Source organism: Streptomyces sp. CS113, assembly GCF_002188365.1.
Classification (GTDB): Bacteria; Actinomycetota; Actinomycetes; order Streptomycetales; family Streptomycetaceae; genus Streptomyces; species Streptomyces tendae.
Genome location: NZ_KZ195574.1, coordinates 617,784 through 638,303, shown reverse-complemented (window position 1 = coordinate 638,303; position 20,520 = coordinate 617,784). Strand labels below are relative to the sequence as shown.

The window sequence follows — 20,520 nt, the reverse complement described above, 5'->3', positions numbered from 1 at the left end:
ATGGACATGCTGTGGAACGGCTGGGGCGACCCGGCCAGGGCGACGCCGCTGCCCGGCACGGTGACCGGGCTGCTGCGCGAACTGCTCGGCGTGACCCCCCGCGACACCGCTCCACTCCCGCTGGCGGAGATCGACGTACCCGTCTCGCCGCTGGACGCGGACGCCCGCCGCGCGCTGGAGGCGGCCGTCGGCGGCCGGGCTCACGACGTGCGCACGGACGCGGAGAGCCGCGTCCGGCACACCCGCGGCAAGTCCACCCCGGACCTGCTGCGGATGCGCACCGGCGACGTCACCGACACCCCGGCCGCCGTCGTCCTGCCGGACGGCCACGACGAGGTCCTCGCCGTGCTGGCCGCCTGCGCCCAACACGGCCTGGCCCTCGTCCCGTTCGGCGGCGGCACCTCCGTCGTCGGCGGCCTCGCCCCCGGGCGCGCGGGCGCGTTCGTCGCCCTCGACCTGCGCCGCATGAACCGCCTGCTCGACCTCGACGAGGTCTCCCGCACCGCCACCCTCCAGCCCGGCCTGCGCGCCCCCGAGGCCGAGGCGCTGCTCGCCGGGCGCGGATACACCCTCGGCCACTTCCCCCAGTCCTACGAGTGGGCCACCGTCGGCGGCTTCGCCGCGACCCGCTCCAGCGGTCAGGCGTCCGCCGGCTACGGCCGCTTCGACGAGATGGTCCTCGGCCTCACCCTCGCCACCCCCGAAGGCACCCTCGACACGGGCCGCGCCCCGCGCTCGGCGGCCGGACCCGACCTGCGCCAGCTCGTCCTGGGCTCGGAGGGCGCCTTCGGCGTCATCACCTCCGTCACCGTGCGGGTGCGGCCCCTGCCGAAGGTCCGCCGCTACGAGGGCTGGCGCTTCGCCTCCTTCGACGAAGGTGCCGCGGCGCTGCGCCGGCTCGCCCAGGACGGCCCGCGCCCCACGGTGCTGCGGCTGTCCGACGAGACCGAGACCCTCGTCGGCCTCGCCCAGCCCGACGCCATCGGCGCCTCCCTGGAACGGCAGGACGCCGGGTGCCTCGCGGTCGTCGGCTTCGAGGGCACCGAGGAGGACACCGGGCACCGCCGCGAGGGCGCCGCCGCCGTACTGCGCGCGAACGGCGGCACCTTCGCGGGGGAGGAGCCGGGCGAACGCTGGGCCCGGGGCCGCTACTCGGCGCCGTACCTGCGCGACTCCCTGCTCGACGCCGGAGCACTGGCCGAGACCCTGGAGACGGCGGCGTACTGGTCGCGCCTCCCCGCCCTGTACGCCGCCGTCCGCGAGGCCCTGACCGGCACGCTCACCGAGGCCGGCACCCCACCCCTGGTCATGTGCCACGTCTCGCACGTCTACGAGAACGGCGCCTCCCTGTACTTCACGGTCGTCTGTGCCCAGGGCGAGGACGCCGTGGCGCACTGGACCCGGGCCAAGCACGCCGCCAACGACGCCATCCTCGCCGCGGGCGGCACCATCACCCACCACCACGCGGTGGGCACCGACCACCGCGACTGGTACGTCCGGGAGGCCGGCCCCCTCGGTGTCCGGGCGCTGCGTGCCGTCAAGCGGAGCCTGGACCCCGCCGGACTGCTCAGCCCGGGCGTCCTGCTGCCCGCGGACTGACCCCGCCGTACGGCACGCCCCCACCCCGTGAGACAACAGTCCGGCACCACCCGTCAGCCCGGAGGCACCTCGATGCGACAGTTCACCGCCGTCGTCAACCCCACCGCGGGCGGCGCCACCTCGGCCGCCGCGCTCCTCGGGGTGGCCCGCCTGCTGCGGGAGGCGGGTGCCGGGCTGGAGACCGAGTACAGCCACAGCCTCGCGCACGCCCGTGAACTCGCCCGGCGGGCGGGGGAGCGGGGCCGGGTGGTGCTCGCCGTCGGCGGCGACGGCATGGCGGGCGGGATCGGCGGCGCCCTCAGCGGCACCGGAGCCGTGCTCGGGCTGGTCCCGGCCGGACGCGGCAACGACTTCGCGCGGGCGCTGGAGCTGCCCACCGAACCGGCCGCACTGGCCGAGGTGCTGCTGCACGCCGAACCCCGCCCCGTCGACACCGTCGAGGTCACCTCCGCCGTCCACGACCGCACCGTCGTCCTCGGCAGCGTGTACGCCGGTGTCGACGCGCTCGCCAACCGGCACGCCAACAACGCGCGGCTGCTGCGCGGCGCCGCCTCCTATTACGCGGGCGCGGTGCGCGCCGTCGCGGGCTGGCGTGCGACGGGCTACCGGGTCACGGTCGACGGCGCGGAACACGCCTTCAGCGGCTACACGGTGGTGGCCGCCAACTCCGGCTACTACGGCTTCAACCGCCTCGTCGCACCCTCCGCGCGCGTGGACGACGGCCTGCTGGACGTGGTGATGATCCACCGGGCCCCGCGGCGGCTGTTCTTCGCCCTGATGAACGAACTCTCCACCGGCGCCCACGTCCACCGGCCCCAAGTACGCGTCCTGCGCGGCCGGGAGGTCCGCATCGAGGCGGACCGGGCGATACCCTACGGCGCCGACGGCGAGGTCGAGGCCGTCGTACCCGTCACCGCGAAGGTGCTGCCCGGAGCGCTGAACGTCCTGTGCCGAGCACACCGCGGGGCCGGACGCCCGTAGCGGCGCCCGGCCCCGCGGCCCGCTGGATCAGCCCCGCGGCGTGGTGAAGCGTTCCCACACCCGGTGCGAGCCCATCAGCTCCGTCACCCGTTCCAGGGCCGCGGTGCCGGAGTCGGCGACGATCACCCCGGGGGCGTCCGCGGGCACCCCGGAGGCCTCCAGCGCCGGCTCGCCGCCCGCCCAGACACCGATCGCCTTGCCGTGCCGGAACGCCTCCGACAGCAGCAGGCTCACCCGCGGGTCGACCGTCCCCGGCCCGGCGGGCGCCGGCCCGGCCTTGTAGTCCCGCGGGGTGTAGGCGTCGCCGCCCATGTCGGGCGTCCCCGCGATCAGGACCGCGTCGAACTCGACCGACCGCGCGGTGACATAGCTGCGCTGCACGGTCAGCGCGGCGTCGCCGGAGCCGAGCGTGCCGCCGGTCGGCGCCACCACCAGCGGCACCATCCCGGCGTTCAGCACCGCCTCCCGCACCGCGCCCACGCCCTCCAGGTCGGCCCCGCCGGTCACGATGCCGATCACCCTGCCGTCCAGCGGCCAGGTACCGCCCACCTGGGACAGCGCCGGGCTGGGCTCGACGTCGGCCAGTGGCACGGTCGGCGCCGGGGCGGGCAGGCCGAGCCCCTCGGCGACACCCGCGCACAGCTCGGGGTCGATGTTGGCCAGGACCTGGAGCGTCCGTTCCCGGATCGCCTGCTCGTAGCACTTGCCCAGCTCGAAGGTGTAGGCGCCGATGATGTGCTCGCGCTCCACCGGGCTCATGCTCAGCCAGAACCGGCGCGGCTGGCTGAAGTGGTCCGCGAACGACTCGGGGGCCTCGCGGACCTTCCTGCCCTCCGGCACCCGCACCGGAGCCTCGATGAACGCGTTCGTGTCCGCGCCCGCGGTGAACGGGCAGCCGCCGTCCAGGGAGTTGGGCCGGTAGGGCGCCACACCTCGGTGGACGGCGGTCTGGTGCATGCCGTCGCGCAGCATGTCGTTGACCGGCGCCTGCGGCCGGTTGATCGGCAGCTGCGGGAAGTTCGGACCGCCCAGCCGCGTGATCTGCGTGTCCAGGTACGAGAACAGCCGCCCCGCGAGCAGCGGGTCGTCGGTGACGTCGATCCCGGGCACCAGGTGGCCGACGTGGAAGGCGATCTGCTCGGTCTCGGCGAAGAAGTTGGACGGGTTGCGGTTGAGGGTCAGCAGCCCGACCGGCTGCACCGGCGCCAGCTCCTCGGGCACGAGGTTGGTCGGGTCCAGCAGGTCGATGCCCTCGAAGGTCTGCTCCGGGTTGTCGGGGAAGGTCTGGATGCCCAGCTCCCACTGCGGGTACGCGCCCGCCTCGATCGCGTCGGCCAGATCCCGGCGGTGGAAGTCCGGGTCGACGCCGTTGACGATCTGCGCCTCGTCCCACACCAGGGAGTGCACGCCCAGCTTGGGCTTCCAGTGGAACTTCACCAGCGTCGTGGCGCCCTCCGCGTTGACCAGCCGGAAGGTGTGGACGCCGAAGCCCTCCATCATCCGGTAGGAGCGCGGGATGCCCCGGTCGCCCATGAAGAAGATGGTGTGGTGGGTCGCCTCGGTGTGCAGCGAGACGAAGTCCCAGAAGGTGTCGTGGGCGCTCTGCGCCTGCGGGATCTCCCGGTCCGGGTGCGGCTTCGCGGCGTGCACCACGTCCGGGAACTTGATGGCGTCCTGGATGAAGAAGACCGGGATGTTGTTGCCGACCAGGTCGAAGACGCCCTCACTGGTGTAGAACTTCGTCGCGAACCCGCGGGTGTCCCGCACCGTGTCCGACGACCCCCGGGAGCCGACCACCGTGGAGAACCGGGTGAACACCGGCGTCTCCACGTCCGCGGCCAGGAAACCGGCCTTGGTCACCGAGGCCGCCGTGCCGTAGCTCTGGAACACCCCGTGCGCGCCCGCGCCCCGGGCGTGCACCACGCGCTCCGGGATGCGCTCGTGGTCGAAGTGCATCACCTTCTCGCGCAGGTGGTGGTCCTGGAGCAGGACCGGACCGCGCGGCCCCGCCTTGAGCGAGTGGTCGGTGTCGTACAGCCGAGTCCCCTGAGCATCCGTCAGGTAGCTGCCGGACTGCGCCACCCGGGCCTGGTCGGCGCCCGTGGGCTGACCGGTCGGCGACACGGTGTCGGGGCCGCTCTGGTCCGGCTTCGGCGGCAGCGGCTCGCGGGGCTCGGTGGGCTCGGCGACGGGCGGCGACTGGGGACCGGGCCGGCCGGGGATCCCGTCCGGCGGACCACCGGCCTCGCCGTGCAGGCCCTCGGTCACCTTGTGAACTGCTCGCTTGAGGGGATTGGCCTCGCTCATCGGCCTTTCTCCGTTCTGGGCTGGCCGCTTGCACGCGCCCGGTCGTGTTCGAGTACCGACTGCCGTGGTGGGCCGTGACCGCGTACCCAGGGTTCGGGACTCGAGGCATGGGTGCGAGTAACGGAGGGCGATCGGCTCAGGTGATGGACTGTCCGTCGTGGGTGCCGCCCCGGCAGAGCGACGTGAAGGAGCCGGTCCCGTCCCCGTCCGCCGAGATGACGATCACTCCGCCGCCCGCGATGCACTCGCTCGCCGACACCTCGCCCGGAAGACCCGCGGCGCGCGGCACCGAGGCCCGCGCCCCGGTGGCGCACAGGACCGACACGGCCAGGGCCGCGATCACGGTGCACGACGACTTGCGCATGAGGACGGCTCCTTCTCACCGGTGCCGTCCCAGCGTCACCGGCCCGGGCGCGGCACGCCACCGGGAGCGCGCGCACGGGGGAGCACCGCATGCCGGAGCGCCCACGGCGCGGGGCGCCGTATGCAGGAGCGTGCACGGCGGGGTGCCGTATGCCGGAGCGCGTGCGACGGAGGGCCCCGACCGCGGTCACGGATCGGAGCCCTCGAAGCGCCGGACAGACCCTACCCGTCCGTGTGCGTCACGCCCACCGGCTCGAACGCGACCCGGGTACGGGCGCCGTCGGCCGCCCAGACCACCTCCACGCCGTCCGCATCGGGCACCACCTCCGCGACGGCCCCGGCCACCGGGACGCTCACCGGTTCCCCGGTCAGCGCGGCCACGCAGACGTGCACGGAGGTGCCGCCCGCCGGGCCGGACAGCCGGGGCAGCTCCGCCCACGGCACGTACGCGGTGCCCTGCGGGGCACGCACGGTCTCCGCCCCGGGCTCCCAGCCGTACAGGCCGTGCAGCGCGGAGGTCAGCGGCTCCTCGGGGCCGGTGGCCCAGCCGGTGTGGGTGACCCGCGCCCCGGGCGGCGCCCCGACCACCCGGTGCACCCGCAGCTCGTACGGTCCCCGGGCCACCGTCACGCTCTCCACCCGCAGCCCCGGCACCATCGGAGCGCCGGTCACGAAGACGGGGCGGTGCCAGGACGCCGCCCAGCCCCAGCCGTCGCCGTGCCCCGCCCCCAGCGGATGGACCCGGCGCCGCACGCTCGGCCGGCCGTTCACCTCGACGGACAGGTGGTTGTCCGCCACGTTCTCCCGCGCCGTGGGCCCCGTCCGGGTCGAGTAGGCCTGCCGGCCGTAGTGCGGGTCGTCCTCCGCGGCCGACTCGCCCTCGTGCGGCCGGACATGGTCGCTGCCGTGGTTGTGCAGCCGTACGATCCCGTCGCCGCGGGTCGCCTGCACCAGCAGCCCCGGCGCGGGCAGGGCCAGGACGCGGTCCGCCACCTCCACCGGCGCGGGCTCCTCCGGCGCCGTCCACAGCGGGTGGTCCGCCGGAGCGAGCAGAGACACGAACGCCTTCGACGCCCAGTACGGGGACGCCGGGCCCGAGTACGGCTGAAGGGTCGCCTCGTGCGGGCCGTACCAGCCGAGGCTCAGCACCCCCTCGTCGGTCAGCGCCCCCCGGTCCACGAAGTACCGCAGACTGCCGCTCACCAGCCGCCGCGAGGCGCCCGGCGTCAGCGGGGTGTGCCCGGTCAGCGCGCCCAGGCCCACGGCCGCCGACGCGGCGAAACGGTAGGTGAGCGAGCGGCCGAAGTGCAGCGGCGCCCCGTCGGAGCCGAACATCAGGCCGAAGCCGTCGAGGTGGGCGCGCAGCCGGTCCCCGTACCGGGCGAGGGCGTCGGAGTCGCCGCCGAGGTGGGCGTCGAGCACCGGGTAGAGGTGCAGCGCCCAGCCGTTGTAGTGGTCGAAGGCGCGTCCGTCGCCGTCGGCGTACCAGCCCTCGCCCCGGTACCAGCCCTCCATCAGCTCCAGCGCCCGCTCCCGGGCCGCCGCCGTCTCGGCGTCACCGCGGCCGACCGACTCCAGGAACCCCGCGACCGTGTACGGGAACAGGTACCAGTTGTTGGGCGCCGGGACGTGCCGCAGCGCCCCGCGCAGCCATTCCTCCACCCGGTCCTGGACCCCGGAGTCGAGGTGCTTCCACAGCCAGGGCGCGGTCAGCCGCAGCCCGAGCGCCACCGACGCCGACTCGACCATGGGCTGGCCCTGCACGTCGTGGTCGAGGATCAGCGGCCAGGACTCGGTGTCCTCGCGGCCGGGCGTGCGGGTGCCCGACGCGAGGCCCTCGGCGTAGCGGTCCAGCCAGCCGTGCGGGTCCGCGCCGTCCGCGCCCGCGACGCGGAAGCCCGCCGCGAGGAACGTCCGCGCGAAGCCCTCCAGACCGTCGGAGCGCACCCCCGAGCGCGAGGGCCGTCCCGGCAGGTCGAGCAGGGCGCGGCCCGGGGTGCTCCAGCGCCACGCGGCCCACAGCAGCCCGTCCGCGACGGCCTCCCAGTGGGCCCGGGTGTAACCGGTGTACGGGCTCGACGCACGGTCCTCGGTGGGCAGTTCGAACGGGATGCTCATGCCAGGAACGCCAGCCTTTCGCGTCGTACGGGATGGAGGAAGCCGGAACCGGACGCCCAGCGGGTCGTCTCGGCGAGGGCGAGGTCGGCCAGCCGGCGCCACTCGTTGCCCTCGGAACCGGCGAGGTGCGGGGTGATCAGGGCGTGCTCGCAGTCCCACAGCGGGTGGTCCGGCGGCAGCACCTCGGGGTCGGTGACGTCGAGGACGGCGCGGATGCGGCCCGCCGCCACGGCGTCGGTGAGCGCGTCCTGGTCGACGACCGCCCCGCGGGAGGTGTTGATCAGCACCGCGTCGGCGGGCATCGCCTCGATCAGCGGACGGCTCACCAGACCGCGGGTGGTGGGCAGCAGCGGGGTGTGCACGCTGACGGTGTCGCACCGCGCGAACAGCTCCGGCAGCCCCACGTTCTCGACGCCCAGCTCGGCGGCCTCGGCGTCGGTCACGTACGGATCGTGCAGGAGGACCTCGACGTCGTGCGGCCGCAGCAGTTCGACCACCCGGCGGCCGATCAGCGACGCCGACAGGATCCCCACCGTGCGGTGGTAGTTGCCGACGCCGCGCGGGGTGCGCAGCCAGTTGCCGCGCCTGCGGGTCACCCGGAAGTCCCGGGCCCGCTCCAGCACCCGCTTGCCGCTCAGCAGGATCATGCCGAGGGTGTACTCGGCCACCGGCAGCGCGTTGGCCGCGGCGGCCGAGGAGACCTCGATCCCCCGCTCCCAGCAGGCGTCCGTGACGTGCCCGCGGACGCTGCCCGCCGTGTGCACCACGGCCCGCAGCCGCGGCGCCGCCCGCAGCACGTCCGCGTCGAGCGGCGGACAGCCCCACCCGGTGACCAGCAGCTCCACGTCCGCCAGTACGGATCTCGCCCGCGCCGTGGTCAGGTCGTCGAGCACCGGGAACGGCGCGAGGTCGCAGACCCGGCGGAACGCGGCGAGGGACTGGGGGTCCAGGACGGCCGAGGCGGCGTCCGGGGACATGGCCACGGCGGCACGGGGCCGGTGGCCGGGTCCGGGGGCGTGCACGGTCACTTGACGGCTCCGGCGGTCAGGCCGCTGCGCCAGAATCGCTGGAGCAGCACGAAGGCGAGGATGAGCGGCAGTACGGCGAGCAGCGAACCCATGATGACCACGGGGTAGTACTCGGGCGACACGGACGCCGAACTGTTCCACTGGTACAGGCCGAGACTGACGGGATACAGGTCCTGGTCGGACAGCATCACCATGGGCAGGAAGAAGTTGTTCCAGATCGCGGTCAGCTGGAAGAGGAAGACGGTGATCAGACCGGGCCCGAGCATCCTGAGCGCCACCCGGGCGTACGTGGTCAGCTCCCCGGCCCCGTCCACCCGCGCCGCCTCCAGCACCTCGTCGGGCACGTAGCCCCGCGCGAAGATCCGGCCGAGGTAGACGCCGAACGGGTTGAACAGCACCGGGATGAACACCGCCCAGAAGGTGTTGACCAGGCCGGCCTCGGAGGCCATCAGGTACAGCGGCAGCGCCAGCACCGTCTGCGGCACCATGACCGCCGCGAGGACGAGGCCGAACAGCTTCTCCTTGTGCCGGAAGCGGTACTTGTCGAAGGCGTAGCCGCACGCCACGCTGACCAGCGCGCCGACGGCGGCGCCGATCACCGCGTACAGCAGGCTGTTGACGTACCAGCGGCCGTACAGCCCGCCGTCCATGGCGAAGACGTCCTCGAGGTTCCGCAGCAGGGAGAAGTCGCTCAGGGACAGCAGGTCGCTGCTGAACAGCGCGTCGCGGTTCTTGGTCGAGGCCAGCACCAGCCACAGCACCGGCAGCAGGGTGTAGAGGACGGAGACGGCGACGACCACGTTGACGGTGGCACGGCCCAGCAGCTTCGGGCGGAGCAGGGAGCTGTCGGTGGCGCTCATCGGGCCTCCTCGGAGTCGGCGCGGCTGGTGAAGCGGGTGACGCCGTAGGACAGGGCGATGGTGCACACCAGCAGGACCACCGAGGCGGCCGCCGCCAGGCTGTAGTTGTTGCGGGTGAAGGCCGCGTCGTAGATGTACATGCTGGGCGAGAACCGCGAGCTGATCATCGGGGAGGACTGGCTGAGCAGCATCGGCTCGGTGAACAGCTGGAGCGCCCAGATCAGGGTGAAGATCGAGACCATCACGATGGAGGCCCGTACCAGCGGCGTCTTGACCTGGAGCGCCGTGCGCACCGGCCCGGCGCCGTCGACGACGGACGCCTCGATCACCTCGCGCGGCACGGCCTGGAGGGCAGCGTAGAAGACCACCATGTTGTAGCCGAGGTTGCTCCACAGGGCGATGTTCACGATCGATGGGATCACCGTGTGCACGCCCAGGAAGTCGATCGTGATGTCGCCCTTCGCGAACAGCTCGATCACCGGGCTGATGCCGGGCGTGTACAGGTACAGCCAGATCAGCGCCGCGATGATGCCGGGCACCGCGTGCGGCAGGAACAGGCTGAGCTGGGCGAAGCCGCGCAGCCGCACCACGCCGGAGTCGAGCAGCAGGGCCAGCGTGAGCGCGCCGAGGACCATCAGCGGGATGTAGATGAGGCAGTACAGGGCGACCGTGCCGAGGCCGCCGAGGAAGGTGGGGTCGGTGAGCACGGCCGCGTAGGAGCGCAGTCCGACGAACACCGTGCGCTCGGGGCCGAAGCCGAGTCCGGGCTGGTCGTCACTGAAGAAGCTGAGGTAGACGGCGGTGCCGACGGGAATCAGGAAGACGGTGACCAGCAGGGCGAAGAACGGCGTCATGAGGACGCCGGCGGCGGTCAGTTGACGGCGTTTGGCCGCTCTGCGGGCGCGCAGTCCCGAGGCGGAGGGTGCCGGGGCGGCGGCGCGGACGGCGCCGGCCGGTACCCGTGAGCGGGTGGTCGTGGTCATGGGTGTGTCACCTGCCTTTCGTCGGCTCAGGTGCTGTGCTGAGTGGTGGACAGGCCGAGCGCCTTGAGGTCGGGCATGGTGCCCTCCTGGGCGGTGCGCAGCGACTCGACCAGGCTGCCCTGGCCACCGCTGACGCGGGCGAAGGAGTCCTGCATGACCTTCTGGGTGGCGCTCATCCGCGGGCCCCACAGCCACTGGTCGCCGATCTTCTCGGCCTCCTGCTCGAACAGGGTGTAGATGTCCTGACCGCCGTAGTACGAGCGGTCGAAGGCGTCGCGGCCCACCGCGACCAGGCCGGGCGCCGCCGGGTACTGGCTGCTGGTGCCGCTGGAGAGCCGGGCGCGCAGGGCGTCGGGGTGGGAGACCTGCCACTCGATGAACTCCATCGCGGCCTCCGGGTGCCTGCTGTCCTCGGTGATCGCGAAGGTGGAGCCGCCGTGGGTGCCGGCCGAGGGGCTCGACGTGTCCCACTGCGGCATCGGCGCGATCCGCCACTGGCCCTTCTGCCCGGGCCGTGCGTTCATCTGCGCACCGGCGTCCCAGGCGCCGCTGAGCCGGGTCAGGACCAGCCCGTTGCCGATCTGCGCGTCGGACTGCCTGCTCTCGACGGCGTTCATGAAGACGTCGTCCCGGTCGATCAGCCGCTGCCAGTACTCCCCGACCCGCCGGGAGGGCGCGTCGGCCAGCGAGACGTTCCAGGCGCCCTTCGAGGTGTCGAACCACTGGGCGCCCGCCTGCCAGGCGTAGCAGGCGAACTGGGTCATCCCGTCGGTGGGGAAGAGCACCAGTCGGCGGTCGGGCGCCTTGCGGCGCACCGTCGCGGCCTGCTCGGCGAACTCGTCCCAGGTACGGGCGACTTCCAGCCCGTACTCGTCGAACAGATCGGCCCGGTAGTGCATCACCATCGGTTCGACGTCCAGCGGCACGGCGAACACCCGGCGTTCGAAGGTGGTCAGGCCCAGCGCCTGCGGCAGCAGCTTGCGGCGCAGACCGTCACTGACCAGGTCGGTGATGTCGCGGGCGACGCCGTCGATGGCGAACCCCGGGACCTGCGGGTATTCGAGGGTGGCGACGTCGGGCGCGTTCCCGGCCCGGGCGGCGTTGCTGAGCTTGGCGTAGCCGCCCTGGCCGCCGGAGGGGATCTGCTGGAACTCCACCTGGATGGTGCGGTGCGTGCGGTTGAACGCGTCGACCACTTCCTGGCTGCCGCGCAGGGCGGACCAGAAGGTGATGCGCGTGGTGGTGCCCGTGCGGGCCGACGATGCGCCGTTCCCCCCGGTGCAGGCGCTCGCGGCTCCTGCCAGGGGTAGAGCGGTCATCGCGGCGAGCACGGAGCGACGGCTGGGTCGTCCGGGCATGGCGCCTCCGCGGCTCCTGCGGGTCCGCGTGGGTGCGGACACGACTCATCGAGACACCGGAATCCTGAACGCCCCGCCTCAAACGGTCAATAGATCGATCAGAAGAAAATGAAACGCTCAAACGCTCATTCGTCGAACGGCTCCGCCACCCGGGCCGTCGATCCCCGCACCATCAGCCGCGGCAGCAGCTCGACGCGCCGCCCCGGCTGCCGGCTGCCGGGCGCCTCGGCCAGCCGCTGGAGCAGCAGCTCCGCCGCCGCGTGCCCGACCTCGGCCTTCGGCGGCGACACGGCCGTCAGCGGGGGCGAAGCGAGACCGGCCACCACGTCGTCGTAGGCGACCACCGAGCAGTCCTCCGGCACGCGCACCCCGTCCTCCGCGAGCCGCTGGACCACCATCAGCGCGTCCACGTCGCCGTGCAGCACCATCGCGGTCGCACCCACCTTGCGCATCAGCGCGGGCAGGTCGGCCCTCTCGTCCGCGGCGTACGGCCCGTCGGCCCCGGCCTCCGGCGCGACCAGCGTCCACGCCCACCGCTCCACCAGGGGATGCGTCCCGGCGATCTCGGTGAACGCGGCGCGCAGCGAGCGTGCCGTGGGGCTGTCGTGCCGGGTGGCGAACACGATGCGCCGGTGGCCGAGCCCCACCAGGTGCTCCACCGCCAGGTGCGCGCCGTACCAGTGGTCCGAGCACACCGAGTCCAGGGCGTGCAGCGCGCTGCCGCGCCACGGGCGGCGCTCCATCAGCACCGTCGGCACCCCGACCCCGGCCAGCCACTCGTGGTCGGCCTCCTCGTCCGCCCGGCCCCGCCACCGCGGGGCGATCAGCAGCCCGTCCGCGCCGTCCGCCAGCGCCCGCTCGACCAGCGGGCGTTCGGCACCGGACGCCTGCGGCGCGAGGTGCAGGGCCATGCGCACCCCCGCCCGTTCCAGCACCGTGCGGGCCCCGTGCAGCGTCTCGGTCAGGTACGAGTGCCGCACCGGAACCACCACGGCCACTCGGTCCCCGGCCGCCGGGACCGCGTCGGCGACGGTCTCCCGGGCCGGCAGCGTCGACCGCACGACGCCGTGCCCGCGACTCAGTCTGCCCTCGCGCGTCAGCTCCTCGACGTCCCGGCGCACGGTGACCACCGAGACCTGCAACTCGTCGGCGAGGTCGCGCACCCGCGCGGTGCCGCGCGCCTGGACCGCCGCCAGTATCCGCTGGCGCCTGAGATCGACCGGCTCCCGCATCAGGTCTCCCCACCCGTAAATGTTCGTTTGAGCGATTCGGCGCCATCATAACGATCGCTCGTGCCGGGTGCCCGGGCCTTTCCCCCACGGCCGGGCGCCGCACCCGCAGCGCCCTACGGCTCCGGGTCGGCCAGCAGCGGTCCCAGCGGACCCAGGTCGAGGTTCAGGTCGGAGCGGCTCAGACCGTGCTGGGCGCACAGGTCGTCCATGCGCTCGTCCAGCAGCATGAGCGCCGTGCCGAGCCGCTCCTCCTGCTCGGTGCTCAGCGTTCCCTCGTCGAAACGGCGCACGGCCTGGCGCTCCATGAGCTGGCGCAGCAGCTCCACCACGGTCAGCACCAGCGCGGCCAGGTCGTTCGTGACCCGCTCGGGGTCCAGGTCGAGGGCATGGGCGGCCCGGCCCCGGGGCGCGGTCACAGCGGCCCGCTGTCCGGCCAGGGAGCGGGCACCCGCTCGTTCACCGACGACAGCAGCGCGTGCAGCGAGATCCGCACCAGTGGCACGTCCGCGACGGCCAGGACCAGATCGCCGCTGACCACGACGCCGGTCGCCAGCACCCGGTCCAGCAGGTCGACCAGGGGCACCCCGACCGGTGCGTACGGCTCCGGGCCGTCCCAGGGCACGGGAGCCGGGCCCGGCGTACGGGCGTCCGCGACGGTCACGACGCGGCCTCCCGGTCCGGGTCGGCCCGCGGGTCCGGGTCGGCCTGCGGTTCCTCGTCCCAGCGGGCGAAGGAGTACGGGATCCACGGTCCCGACGCGTCCACCCGCACCGCCGGGTGCGCCCCGACGGCGGCGAACCGGGCCAGGGCCGCGGTGAAGTCGGCGCGCCGCGCGTCCGCCACCAGGTAGGCCGCGTTGAGCAGTTGCGGGGCCCGGCGGCCCGTCAACCGCTCGCTCTGCGGGCGGTGCCGCGTCGCGGCGACCGCGAGGCGCCGCAGCGCCGCGTCGACGGCCTCCGCCTCGGCCAGCGCCTTCCCGCGCGCACCCTGCTGTTCGCGCCGCCGCGCGCTGACCCGGCTGAGGTAGGCGCGGCCGCCGTCGCCGGAGCCGGCGGGGGCGACCGCGTCGGGGTCCCCGGCGGCCTCGGGCGCGGCCTCGGCGGCGTGCACCTTCACCGCCCACTCCGTACGGTCCCTCAGACGGTCCAGCAGCGTCTCCAGCACCTGCTGCCGGGCGGCCACCGCCCGAGCCGCGGTCAGGTCGCCGCGGTACAGCGTCGCCATCGGCAGCGGCACGACGGGGCCCCGCCCGGCGGCGGCCTCGACGCCCCGGTGATGGGCGCGGGCACAGCTTTCCAGGTCCTCGGGCCGGTTGAGGCGCTCGGTGAGCGCCTGCTCGTCGAACAGGGCCGCGGGCACGTCCTGCACGACCAGGCACAGGCCGCCCGAGCGCAGGACGCGCAGCGGACCGCCTTCCTCGTGCCCCCGCGCCGCCGCCAGACCGGCCGGGTCGGGCGGGGTGCGGGTGACGGCGAAGGCGCACACGACGCCGGGGGCCGCGGGTCCGGCGGCGGACGCACTCATCGCACGGCTCCCGTCGTCTCCTCGGCGGCCCCCTCCAGGGCGTCGAGGCGCTCCCGCAGCCGCGCGTTCTCCTCGGCGAGCGCGTCCCGCGCGGCCCGGGAGGACAAGGCGGGGTCCGTCTCCCACCAGTCGATGCCGGCCTTCCGCGCGGTGTCCACGGAGGCGATGAACAACCGCAGCCGGATCGTCAGCAGTTCGATGTCGAGGAGGTCGATCTTGATGTCGCCGGCGATGACGATGCCCTTGTCGAGGACGCGTTCGAGGAGGTCGGCGAGGCTGCCCGACGGGGGCCCGTACGGCTCGGTGCCCGGGCCCGGGTACCGGTGGTCGAGGTCGGTCACCGCCGGCTCCCGGCGGCGTCAGCGACGCGGGCGGCGACGCGCGTCGTCCGCGTCCCCTTCATCCTCTTCGTCCCTGTCGTCCCCGTCGTCGTCTTCGTCGTCTTCGTATTCCTCGTCCTCATAGGGCTCCTCCTCGTCGTCGTACTCACCTTCCTCTTCGTCCTCCTCGTCCTCGTACCGGTCGTCGTCCTCGGTGTTCTCGGCGTTCTCGGCGTCGTCGGAGGCGGCGGCGTGCTCCTCCTCCAACGCGTCCTCGTGGCTCTTGACCACCTCGCCGTCGCGGATCTCGCCGCGCCAGCCCTCGACCTCCTCGGCGTCCAGCAGGGTCACGTGCCGCGCGAAGTGCTTCAGGTCCAGCCGCAGCCGGCGTCCCTGGGCGCGCCAGAGATTCCCGGTCTTCTCGAAGAAGCCCGCCGGGTAGTACTCGACGACCACGACGACCCGGGTCAGCCGGGGCGCCAGTTCGTGGAAGGTCACCACCCCGTTGGCACTGCCCTTGGCGCCCTCGGAGGTCCAGGCGATCCGCTGGTCGGGGATCTGCTCCTGGACCGTCGCCTTCCAGCTGCGGCTGGAGAAGGCGATCTTGGCGGTCCAGTCCGAGGTCACCTCGTCATGGGGGCTGACGCTCTGGACGCCCTTGGTGAAGCCGCTGAAGTCCTGGAGCTGCGTCCACTGGTCGTAGACGGTGCGCAGGGGGACGCCGATGTCGACGGTCTCCATGATGTGCGTCGCCTTCACGCTGCCACCGCCGCTCTTGGAGCCACCGCCGCTCGCGGAACCACCTCCGCTTCCGGAACCGCCGCCGCCTCGCCCGGAGCCGTCGCCCCCCTTCGAGCCCCCGCCGTCGACGGACTCGGTCAGGCGGTCGGTCAGGGACCCGATCCGTTCCCCCGCCCTGCCGACGAGCCCGTGCCCGGCGGCGGAGAGGTAGCCGCCCAGCGCGTCCTTGAGGTCTCCGATGGGCGACGGTCCGTCGTCGCCCTGCCGGTCCGGGGTCATGCGCGTCCACCTCCACGCCTGCCGCCCGGGCCCGTCGCCCGCTTCGCCGGGACGGCCTTCTTCGAGGCCGCCTTCTTCGCCGTCTTCTTCGCCGGTGGCGCGGCCTTGCGCGGCGCGGCCTTCTTGGCCGTCTTCCGGGGCGGCGCCGCGGCGGGCCGCCGGTCCTCCTCCCGGTCCTGCTCCCGGTCCTCTTCGTCGAAGTAGGCGTCCTCGTCCGGAGCGTCCTCGTCCCAGGAGCCGTCGTGGTCGTCGCGGCCGTCGTCCCGTCGGCCCGCGCCGGCGAGCGCGTCGGTGCGCTCGCGGAGGCTGTCCGCGAGGCCGGTGAGGCGGCGGTTCGCCGCGGCGGTGACGGCCGCGCGCCCGGCGGCCATCAGCTCGCCCCGGACCTGGTCGCTCAACTCCTGGAACTGGGGCGCCCGTTGCAGGCTGCCCAGTCCCTGGCCGAGCACCTGGCCGGGGGAGAGGCCGACGCGTCGGCCCACCAGGTAGGAGCCGACCGCGAAGGCGAGCTTGGCCTTCTTGGTGCGTCCCAGGAGGTATCCGCCTGCCACGGCAGCCGCCATGGCCGTCCTGCTGTCGTTCATACGTGTCGTCTCCGCGCTGGATTCGTGGTGGTCGTGCGGCCGGTGGGCCGGGCCGGGCGTTCGAGGAGCGTGAGCAGCCGCTCCTCCTCGCGTTCGAAGGACGCTTCGTCGACGGTGCCCTCGTCCAGGGCCCGGTTGAGTGCGGCCAGCCGCGCCTGTACGGCGCGCGGGTCGTGGGCCTGGCGCCGGGCCTCCTGGAGCAGGTGGTCGGCGACCCACGCCGTACCGCGTACCGGTGCGAGGGGCAGCAGAAGGAGACCGCTCACGATGCCCATGCCGTCACCGGCCGGCCGGTGTCGCGGGGCTCGGGTCCACGAAGCTGTAGCAGGGCAGCGGCCCGGTCACGCTGAGGGCCAGCCGGTCCCCGCAGTCCCGGGCCCGAGCCGCCACCGCCTCCCGGAACCGCGTCTCGTCGGCCGAGTGCAGCAGGAACGACGCGCTGAGCACCTGCTCGTCGTCGGTCTCGCCCCGGACCGTCCGCACGGCGAGCGGTGCCAGCCGGTCGACGACCTCCCGGGCCGCACGCCGCGCCTCGCGGCGCACGCCGAGGGCGATCGCGTCACCGAGCCGGACGTTGGCCTCGTAGTCCGGCCGGCGCCTGGTCCGCAGAGCCAGGCTCCGCAACTTGTCGTCCCGGCGCACCAGATCGGCGAAGTGGCCGGGCACCACCGTCCCCTTGACGTTGAATTCCACGCACCCGCGCACGCCGTCGAGCTGCGCCACCAAGTGGGCGGAGTCCGAGTGGAGTTGGGCGAGCAGGGTGTCGGGCCGCGGGCTGAGGACCGCGAACCGCATGGGCAGCACCGGTCCCTGTGCCGCCAGTTCGTCCAGGACGGCCTGGTGGGCGAGCAGGTCACGGCGCCGGGGCCGCAGCCGCGGGGGCGCGTCGGACACCGCGGCGCACAGTCCCGACTCGGTCAGCAGCCGTACCGGGGCGCCGTCGACGCCCGGGGAGCGGGGGGTGCGGACCTCGGCGGGGGCGATGCCGTACACGTACAGGGCCTTGCGGGCAGGCGCCGCCGCGTCGGGGCCGACGGCGGTGCCGGTGGTGGCGGTGGTGGCGGGCGCGGTCATCGGTCCTCCTCATCGGTGCGCCGGCGGGGGCGGGAACGGGGGCGGTCGTCCTCGTCGCGGGGGCGTGCGGCGGTCCGGCCGCGGGGCCGCTGCGGGTTCCTCGTGCGCTGCGCGCGTTCGCGGGGGCGGCCTTCGGACTCCGCCTCCTCCGGCTCCTCCTCCTCGCGGTCGTGCTCGTGCTCGGGCGTGAGGACGTCGCGCACCTTGTCGGTGAGAGAGCGTGCCGTGCGCCGCGCGCCGGCCTTGCCCACGGTCTTGGCGACCGGGCTGCCGAACATCTCGGGCACGGTCTTGGACCGCACGTCGTGCTCCAGGTCCAGCCGGTTGCAGGCCTCGGCGAACCGGAGGTAGGTGTCGACGCTCGCGACCACGATGCGCGCGTCCACCTTGAGGATCTCGATACCGACCAGGGAGACGCGCACGAAGACGTCGATCACCATGCCGCGGTCGAGGATGAGTTCGAGGACGTCGTAGAGGGTTCCGGCGCGGGGCGCGCAGACGACCTCGTCGTCGTAGGTGATCATGCGGGGGTCCTTCCGGGTGCGGGCCGTACGGTCCGCTCACTGGTCCTGGGCACCACGCCGGTAGCGCGCGATCCTGCGGTACTGGACCAGGTCGCCCGCCGGGTCCAGCTCGACCTGGTAGGTGGCGAGCAGACTGGTGGTGTCGGGGATGCGCGCCACCTCCAGCACGTCCACGTGGACGATCCAGCCGCCGTCCTCGCTCCGGCACACCGCGGAAACCCCTTCGAGGCGGTGCCGGATCAGCTCGGACAGGGCGTCGGCGGCGCGCCGGGCGGCGTCCCGGGCGTCGCGCACGTCACGCTCGCGCGTGGTCGTGGAAGTGGTGCGGCGCCGTCGCTCGCCAGGTTCGGTCATGTGCCCACTGTGACCGGGGGAGCCCGGTCCCCGCGTGCGCAGTTACCCCATCCGGGGCTGCCCCGTGCGCCGGCAGTGCAGGAAGAGGTGCGGCTCGGGCCGGGCGTCCGGGTGGGCCGGGGTGAACATCGACGCCTCCTGCGCCAGCACCTCCAGGCCGGACTCCTCTGCCAGGGCGATCAGGTCCTGTGCGGGAAAGCTGGTCACGCGCACCGGCTGGCCCATGAAGGTGGCGTCGACGTCCTGCACGTCCAGCGGCACGGTGGCCAGGACCAGGTAGCCGCCCGGCCTCAGCAGCCGCACCAGATGCCGTACGAGGTCCGTCTGCTCCGCCCGGTCCAGCTGGAGCAGGGAGAAGTACACGCAGACGGCGTCGAAGGAGGCGTCCGCCAGCGGTACGTCGCGGATGTCGGCGCACCGGAAGGCGGCGGCCGGCACCTGCCGCGCGGCCAGCTCCACCATGACCGGGGAGATGTCGACGCCCAGCACCTCGTGTCCGGCGTTCGCGAGTGTCTCGGCGGTGGGCCGGCCCGTGCCGCTGCCCACGTCCAGCACCCGGCTGCCCGGCGCGAGCCGCGCCAGCAGCCACTCCAGTGAGTGGCGGTGCGTCTTCGACCCGGCGAACGCCTTCTCGTACTCGGCGCCCAGCGCGTCGAACGCGGCGGCGGCCCGCGGGCGTCCCCGGTCGTCGGTCACGGCGGTCCCTTCGGTGCGGTGAGCCGGTGCCCGGGCATCGTTCCACCAGGAGCGGGCCACCCACAAGGGGCCCTCCGGGCGACGGGAGCGGCCGGCGGCCCGGCGCAGGCCTCAGCGGTCGGCGTCGGTGTCCTGCGCCGAGCCCGGCTCGGCCATCCGGCGGTGTACGGCCGCCTTGACGCGGTCCGGCAGCACCTTGTCCGCCACGCCCTGGGCCTTGGTCTTCGCCGACCCGGTGACGAGCTTTCCGCGGCCCTTCATGACGGCGTCGAACGCCTGCCGGGCCACCTGGGCGGGGTCGTCCTTCGGCATGGTGCCGACCTTGGTGTCGGCCATGCCGGCCCGCCGGAAGAAGTCGGTCTCCGTCGGCCCCGGCATGAAGGAGGTGACCGTGACGCCGGTGTCAGAGACCTCCTCCTGGAGGGCCTGCGCGAAGGACTGCACGAACGACTTCGACGCGTTGTAGACCGACTGGAAGGAGCCCGGCATCGTCGCCGCGACCGAGGACGTGAACATGAGCCGCCCGACCCCGCGCGCCACCATGTCCCGCAGCAGGGGCTTGGTGAGCCGCACGGTGGACGTCACGTTCAGGTCGATGACGGCCTGGTCGTCCGCGAGGTCGGTGTCGACGAAGGCGCCGCCCTGCCCCACCCCGGCGTTGAGGGCCGCCACGTCCACCGCGAGCCCGGTCAGGGCGGCGACCAGGTGGTCCACGCCTTCCGCGGTCCTCAGGTCCGCGCGCACCGCCCGTACCGCCACGCCGGTCTCCCGCAGCCGCCGGGCGGCATGCTCCAGCCGTTCGTCCTCGGCGTTGACCACGAGGTCGTACCCGTGCTCCGCGAACAACGCGGCGAGCTCGTACCCGATGCCGCTGGACGCCCCGGTGACCAGGGCGAGCGGCCTGCTGCCGTCCATGGTGCCTCCGTCCTGGGCGCTCCCGCGCACCTGACGACCGCCGGGTTCCCCCGATCCGCCCCTTCACCGCACGGCCCGGCAGCGGCCGGACGGCTTACCGCGGGCGGGCCCCGTCCAGTGCCAGGTCGACCAGGCCGTGGACGAGTACGTCGTCCAGCGGCGCCCCGCTGAGCAGCACCCGCACGAACAGCGGCCCGCTGACCGCCTCGATCAGCAGCCCGGGATCGGTGTCCGCGGCCAGCTCGCCCCGCTCGACTCCCCGCCGGACCATCACCACGGCGCGGTCCAGACGCTCGCTCCAGTAGGGGCCGCGCCGGTCCTCCAGACTCTCGTCCCGCTCGACGCTCAGCCGCAGCAGCGCCCGGCCCTGCGCGGTGGCGAGGAGCCGGGCCAGGGCGCAGAAGAACGCCAGCAGGTCCTCCCGGACCCGCCCGGTGTCCGGGACCGGCAGCGCCGCGTCCAGCTCCGTGGTCAGCGCGTCCAGGATCAGGTTCTCGCGCGTCCCCCACCGCCGGTACACGGAGGTCTCGTGCACCCCGGCGGCCCGGGCCACGGCGCCGACGGTCGCGCCCGCCAGGCCCTGGCTCGACAGCAGCTCCACCGCGGCCGCCAGCACGGCCCGCCGCATCCGCTCGCCGCGGCGGCGCAGGGGCGGGGCGACGGGTTCCGGTGAGTTCATC

23 protein-coding genes are annotated in these 20,520 nt (G+C 73.9%); 2 read left to right on the top strand and 21 right to left on the bottom strand.

The window, feature by feature from the left end; translation table 11 throughout:
* Nucleotides 1-1,599 (top strand): FAD-binding oxidoreductase, encoded by a 1,599-nt coding sequence (locus B9W62_RS02565; RefSeq protein WP_179235309.1) that lies wholly within the window; start codon nt 1-3, stop codon nt 1,597-1,599.
* Between the two features lie 72 nt (nt 1,600-1,671).
* Nucleotides 1,672-2,580 (top strand): diacylglycerol kinase family protein, encoded by a 909-nt coding sequence (locus B9W62_RS02560; RefSeq protein WP_087804761.1) that lies wholly within the window; start codon nt 1,672-1,674, stop codon nt 2,578-2,580.
* Between the two features lie 27 nt (nt 2,581-2,607).
* Here the strand turns inward: B9W62_RS02560 and catB are convergent, their stop codons facing one another.
* The 21 genes from catB to B9W62_RS02455 all read right to left on the bottom strand — a co-directional run bounded on the left by catB (nt 2,608) and on the right by B9W62_RS02455 (nt 20,519).
* Nucleotides 2,608-4,887 carry a catalase CatB gene (catB, locus tag B9W62_RS02555; protein WP_087804759.1) on the bottom strand — a complete coding sequence of 760 codons (2,280 nt, stop codon included), beginning with the start codon at nt 4,885-4,887 and terminating at the stop codon, nt 2,608-2,610.
* A 136-nt stretch (nt 4,888-5,023) separates the two neighbouring features.
* Complete coding sequence (locus B9W62_RS02550; protein ID WP_087804757.1) at nt 5,024-5,251, bottom strand: hypothetical protein; 228 nt, start codon at nt 5,249-5,251, stop codon at nt 5,024-5,026.
* Nucleotides 5,252-5,472: 221 nt separating this feature from the next.
* Nucleotides 5,473-7,368, bottom strand: coding sequence for a DUF2264 domain-containing protein (locus B9W62_RS02545; protein ID WP_087804754.1), 1,896 nt, complete (start codon nt 7,366-7,368; stop codon nt 5,473-5,475).
* The gene (locus B9W62_RS02540) at nt 7,365-8,396 is read right to left on the bottom strand and encodes a hydroxyacid dehydrogenase (protein WP_087804752.1); all 1,032 of its coding nucleotides are present in this window, start codon (nt 8,394-8,396) and stop codon (nt 7,365-7,367) included. The genes B9W62_RS02545 and B9W62_RS02540 overlap by 4 nt, the downstream gene beginning before the upstream one ends.
* Nucleotides 8,393-9,256 (bottom strand): carbohydrate ABC transporter permease, encoded by an 864-nt coding sequence (locus tag B9W62_RS02535; protein ID WP_087804750.1) that lies wholly within the window; start codon nt 9,254-9,256, stop codon nt 8,393-8,395. The genes B9W62_RS02540 and B9W62_RS02535 overlap by 4 nt, the downstream gene beginning before the upstream one ends.
* Complete coding sequence (locus tag B9W62_RS02530) at nt 9,253-10,239, bottom strand: carbohydrate ABC transporter permease (protein ID WP_087804748.1); 987 nt, start codon at nt 10,237-10,239, stop codon at nt 9,253-9,255. Before B9W62_RS02530 ends, B9W62_RS02535 begins: the two co-directional genes overlap by 4 nt.
* A gap of 26 nt (nt 10,240-10,265) precedes the next feature.
* A complete protein-coding gene (locus B9W62_RS02525) occupies nt 10,266-11,597 on the bottom strand; it encodes an ABC transporter substrate-binding protein (protein ID WP_087804746.1) in 1,332 nt (443 codons plus the stop codon).
* Nucleotides 11,598-11,722: 125 nt separating this feature from the next.
* Nucleotides 11,723-12,829: a substrate-binding domain-containing protein gene (locus B9W62_RS02520; RefSeq protein WP_087804744.1), complete on the bottom strand. Its 1,107-nt coding sequence runs from the start codon at nt 12,827-12,829 to the stop codon at nt 11,723-11,725.
* Nucleotides 12,830-12,942: 113 nt separating this feature from the next.
* A complete protein-coding gene (locus tag B9W62_RS02515; RefSeq protein WP_087804742.1) occupies nt 12,943-13,245 on the bottom strand; it encodes a gas vesicle protein K in 303 nt (100 codons plus the stop codon).
* Entirely contained in the window at nt 13,242-13,451 is a 210-nt protein-coding gene (locus tag B9W62_RS02510; RefSeq protein ID WP_073729089.1) for a gas vesicle protein, read from the bottom strand. The genes B9W62_RS02515 and B9W62_RS02510 overlap by 4 nt, the downstream gene beginning before the upstream one ends.
* Nucleotides 13,452-13,486: 35 nt before the next feature.
* On the bottom strand, nt 13,487-14,353 hold the full coding sequence (locus B9W62_RS02505; protein WP_087804740.1) for a GvpL/GvpF family gas vesicle protein: 867 nt from the start codon (nt 14,351-14,353) through the stop codon (nt 13,487-13,489).
* Complete coding sequence (locus tag B9W62_RS02500; RefSeq protein ID WP_087804738.1) at nt 14,350-14,694, bottom strand: gas vesicle protein; 345 nt, start codon at nt 14,692-14,694, stop codon at nt 14,350-14,352. The genes B9W62_RS02505 and B9W62_RS02500 overlap by 4 nt, the downstream gene beginning before the upstream one ends.
* Before the next feature lie 18 nt (nt 14,695-14,712).
* Nucleotides 14,713-15,693 carry an SRPBCC family protein gene (locus B9W62_RS02495; RefSeq protein WP_087804736.1) on the bottom strand — a complete coding sequence of 327 codons (981 nt, stop codon included), beginning with the start codon at nt 15,691-15,693 and terminating at the stop codon, nt 14,713-14,715.
* Nucleotides 15,690-16,277, bottom strand: coding sequence for a hypothetical protein (locus B9W62_RS02490; protein WP_087804734.1), 588 nt, complete (start codon nt 16,275-16,277; stop codon nt 15,690-15,692). Before B9W62_RS02490 ends, B9W62_RS02495 begins: the two co-directional genes overlap by 4 nt.
* Nucleotides 16,274-16,552: a gas vesicle protein GvpG gene (locus B9W62_RS02485; RefSeq protein ID WP_087804732.1), complete on the bottom strand. Its 279-nt coding sequence runs from the start codon at nt 16,550-16,552 to the stop codon at nt 16,274-16,276. The genes B9W62_RS02490 and B9W62_RS02485 overlap by 4 nt, the downstream gene beginning before the upstream one ends.
* A gap of 4 nt (nt 16,553-16,556) precedes the next feature.
* Complete coding sequence (locus B9W62_RS02480) at nt 16,557-17,351, bottom strand: GvpL/GvpF family gas vesicle protein (RefSeq protein WP_087804730.1); 795 nt, start codon at nt 17,349-17,351, stop codon at nt 16,557-16,559.
* Entirely contained in the window at nt 17,348-17,875 is a 528-nt protein-coding gene (locus tag B9W62_RS02475) for a gas vesicle structural protein GvpA (protein ID WP_087804728.1), read from the bottom strand. Before B9W62_RS02475 ends, B9W62_RS02480 begins: the two co-directional genes overlap by 4 nt.
* A gap of 36 nt (nt 17,876-17,911) precedes the next feature.
* The gene (locus B9W62_RS02470) at nt 17,912-18,229 is read right to left on the bottom strand and encodes a gas vesicle protein GvpO (RefSeq protein ID WP_087804726.1); all 318 of its coding nucleotides are present in this window, start codon (nt 18,227-18,229) and stop codon (nt 17,912-17,914) included.
* A 42-nt stretch (nt 18,230-18,271) separates the two neighbouring features.
* Entirely contained in the window at nt 18,272-18,925 is a 654-nt protein-coding gene (locus B9W62_RS02465; RefSeq protein ID WP_087804724.1) for a class I SAM-dependent methyltransferase, read from the bottom strand.
* A gap of 111 nt (nt 18,926-19,036) precedes the next feature.
* Entirely contained in the window at nt 19,037-19,840 is an 804-nt protein-coding gene (locus B9W62_RS02460; protein ID WP_087804721.1) for an SDR family NAD(P)-dependent oxidoreductase, read from the bottom strand.
* A 94-nt stretch (nt 19,841-19,934) separates the two neighbouring features.
* Nucleotides 19,935-20,519, bottom strand: a complete 585-nt coding sequence (locus B9W62_RS02455) for a TetR/AcrR family transcriptional regulator (RefSeq protein WP_087804719.1) — start codon at nt 20,517-20,519, stop codon at nt 19,935-19,937.
* Nucleotide 20,520 lies beyond the last annotated feature (1 nt).

Coding starts and splice junctions, on each gene's coding strand:
- B9W62_RS02490 (WP_087804734.1), bottom strand. CDS start 16,277: ATGAACGACAGCAGGACGGCCATGGCGGCTGCCGTGGCAGGCGGATAC.
- B9W62_RS02530 (WP_087804748.1), bottom strand. CDS start 10,239: ATGACCACGACCACCCGCTCACGGGTACCGGCCGGCGCCGTCCGCGCC.
- B9W62_RS02460 (WP_087804721.1), bottom strand. CDS start 19,840: ATGGACGGCAGCAGGCCGCTCGCCCTGGTCACCGGGGCGTCCAGCGGC.
- catB (WP_087804759.1), bottom strand. CDS start 4,887: ATGAGCGAGGCCAATCCCCTCAAGCGAGCAGTTCACAAGGTGACCGAG.
- B9W62_RS02480 (WP_087804730.1), bottom strand. CDS start 17,351: ATGACCGCGCCCGCCACCACCGCCACCACCGGCACCGCCGTCGGCCCC.
- B9W62_RS02520 (WP_087804744.1), bottom strand. CDS start 12,829: ATGCGGGAGCCGGTCGATCTCAGGCGCCAGCGGATACTGGCGGCGGTC.
- B9W62_RS02455 (WP_087804719.1), bottom strand. CDS start 20,519: ATGAACTCACCGGAACCCGTCGCCCCGCCCCTGCGCCGCCGCGGCGAG.
- B9W62_RS02525 (WP_087804746.1), bottom strand. CDS start 11,597: ATGCCCGGACGACCCAGCCGTCGCTCCGTGCTCGCCGCGATGACCGCT.
- B9W62_RS02505 (WP_087804740.1), bottom strand. CDS start 14,353: ATGAGTGCGTCCGCCGCCGGACCCGCGGCCCCCGGCGTCGTGTGCGCC.
- B9W62_RS02550 (WP_087804757.1), bottom strand. CDS start 5,251: ATGCGCAAGTCGTCGTGCACCGTGATCGCGGCCCTGGCCGTGTCGGTC.
- B9W62_RS02560 (WP_087804761.1), top strand. CDS start 1,672: ATGCGACAGTTCACCGCCGTCGTCAACCCCACCGCGGGCGGCGCCACC.
- B9W62_RS02545 (WP_087804754.1), bottom strand. CDS start 7,368: ATGAGCATCCCGTTCGAACTGCCCACCGAGGACCGTGCGTCGAGCCCG.
- B9W62_RS02470 (WP_087804726.1), bottom strand. CDS start 18,229: ATGACCGAACCTGGCGAGCGACGGCGCCGCACCACTTCCACGACCACG.
- B9W62_RS02535 (WP_087804750.1), bottom strand. CDS start 9,256: ATGAGCGCCACCGACAGCTCCCTGCTCCGCCCGAAGCTGCTGGGCCGT.
- B9W62_RS02485 (WP_087804732.1), bottom strand. CDS start 16,552: ATGGGCATCGTGAGCGGTCTCCTTCTGCTGCCCCTCGCACCGGTACGC.
- B9W62_RS02495 (WP_087804736.1), bottom strand. CDS start 15,693: ATGACCCCGGACCGGCAGGGCGACGACGGACCGTCGCCCATCGGAGAC.
- B9W62_RS02475 (WP_087804728.1), bottom strand. CDS start 17,875: ATGATCACCTACGACGACGAGGTCGTCTGCGCGCCCCGCGCCGGAACC.
- B9W62_RS02565 (WP_179235309.1), top strand. CDS start 1: ATGGACATGCTGTGGAACGGCTGGGGCGACCCGGCCAGGGCGACGCCG.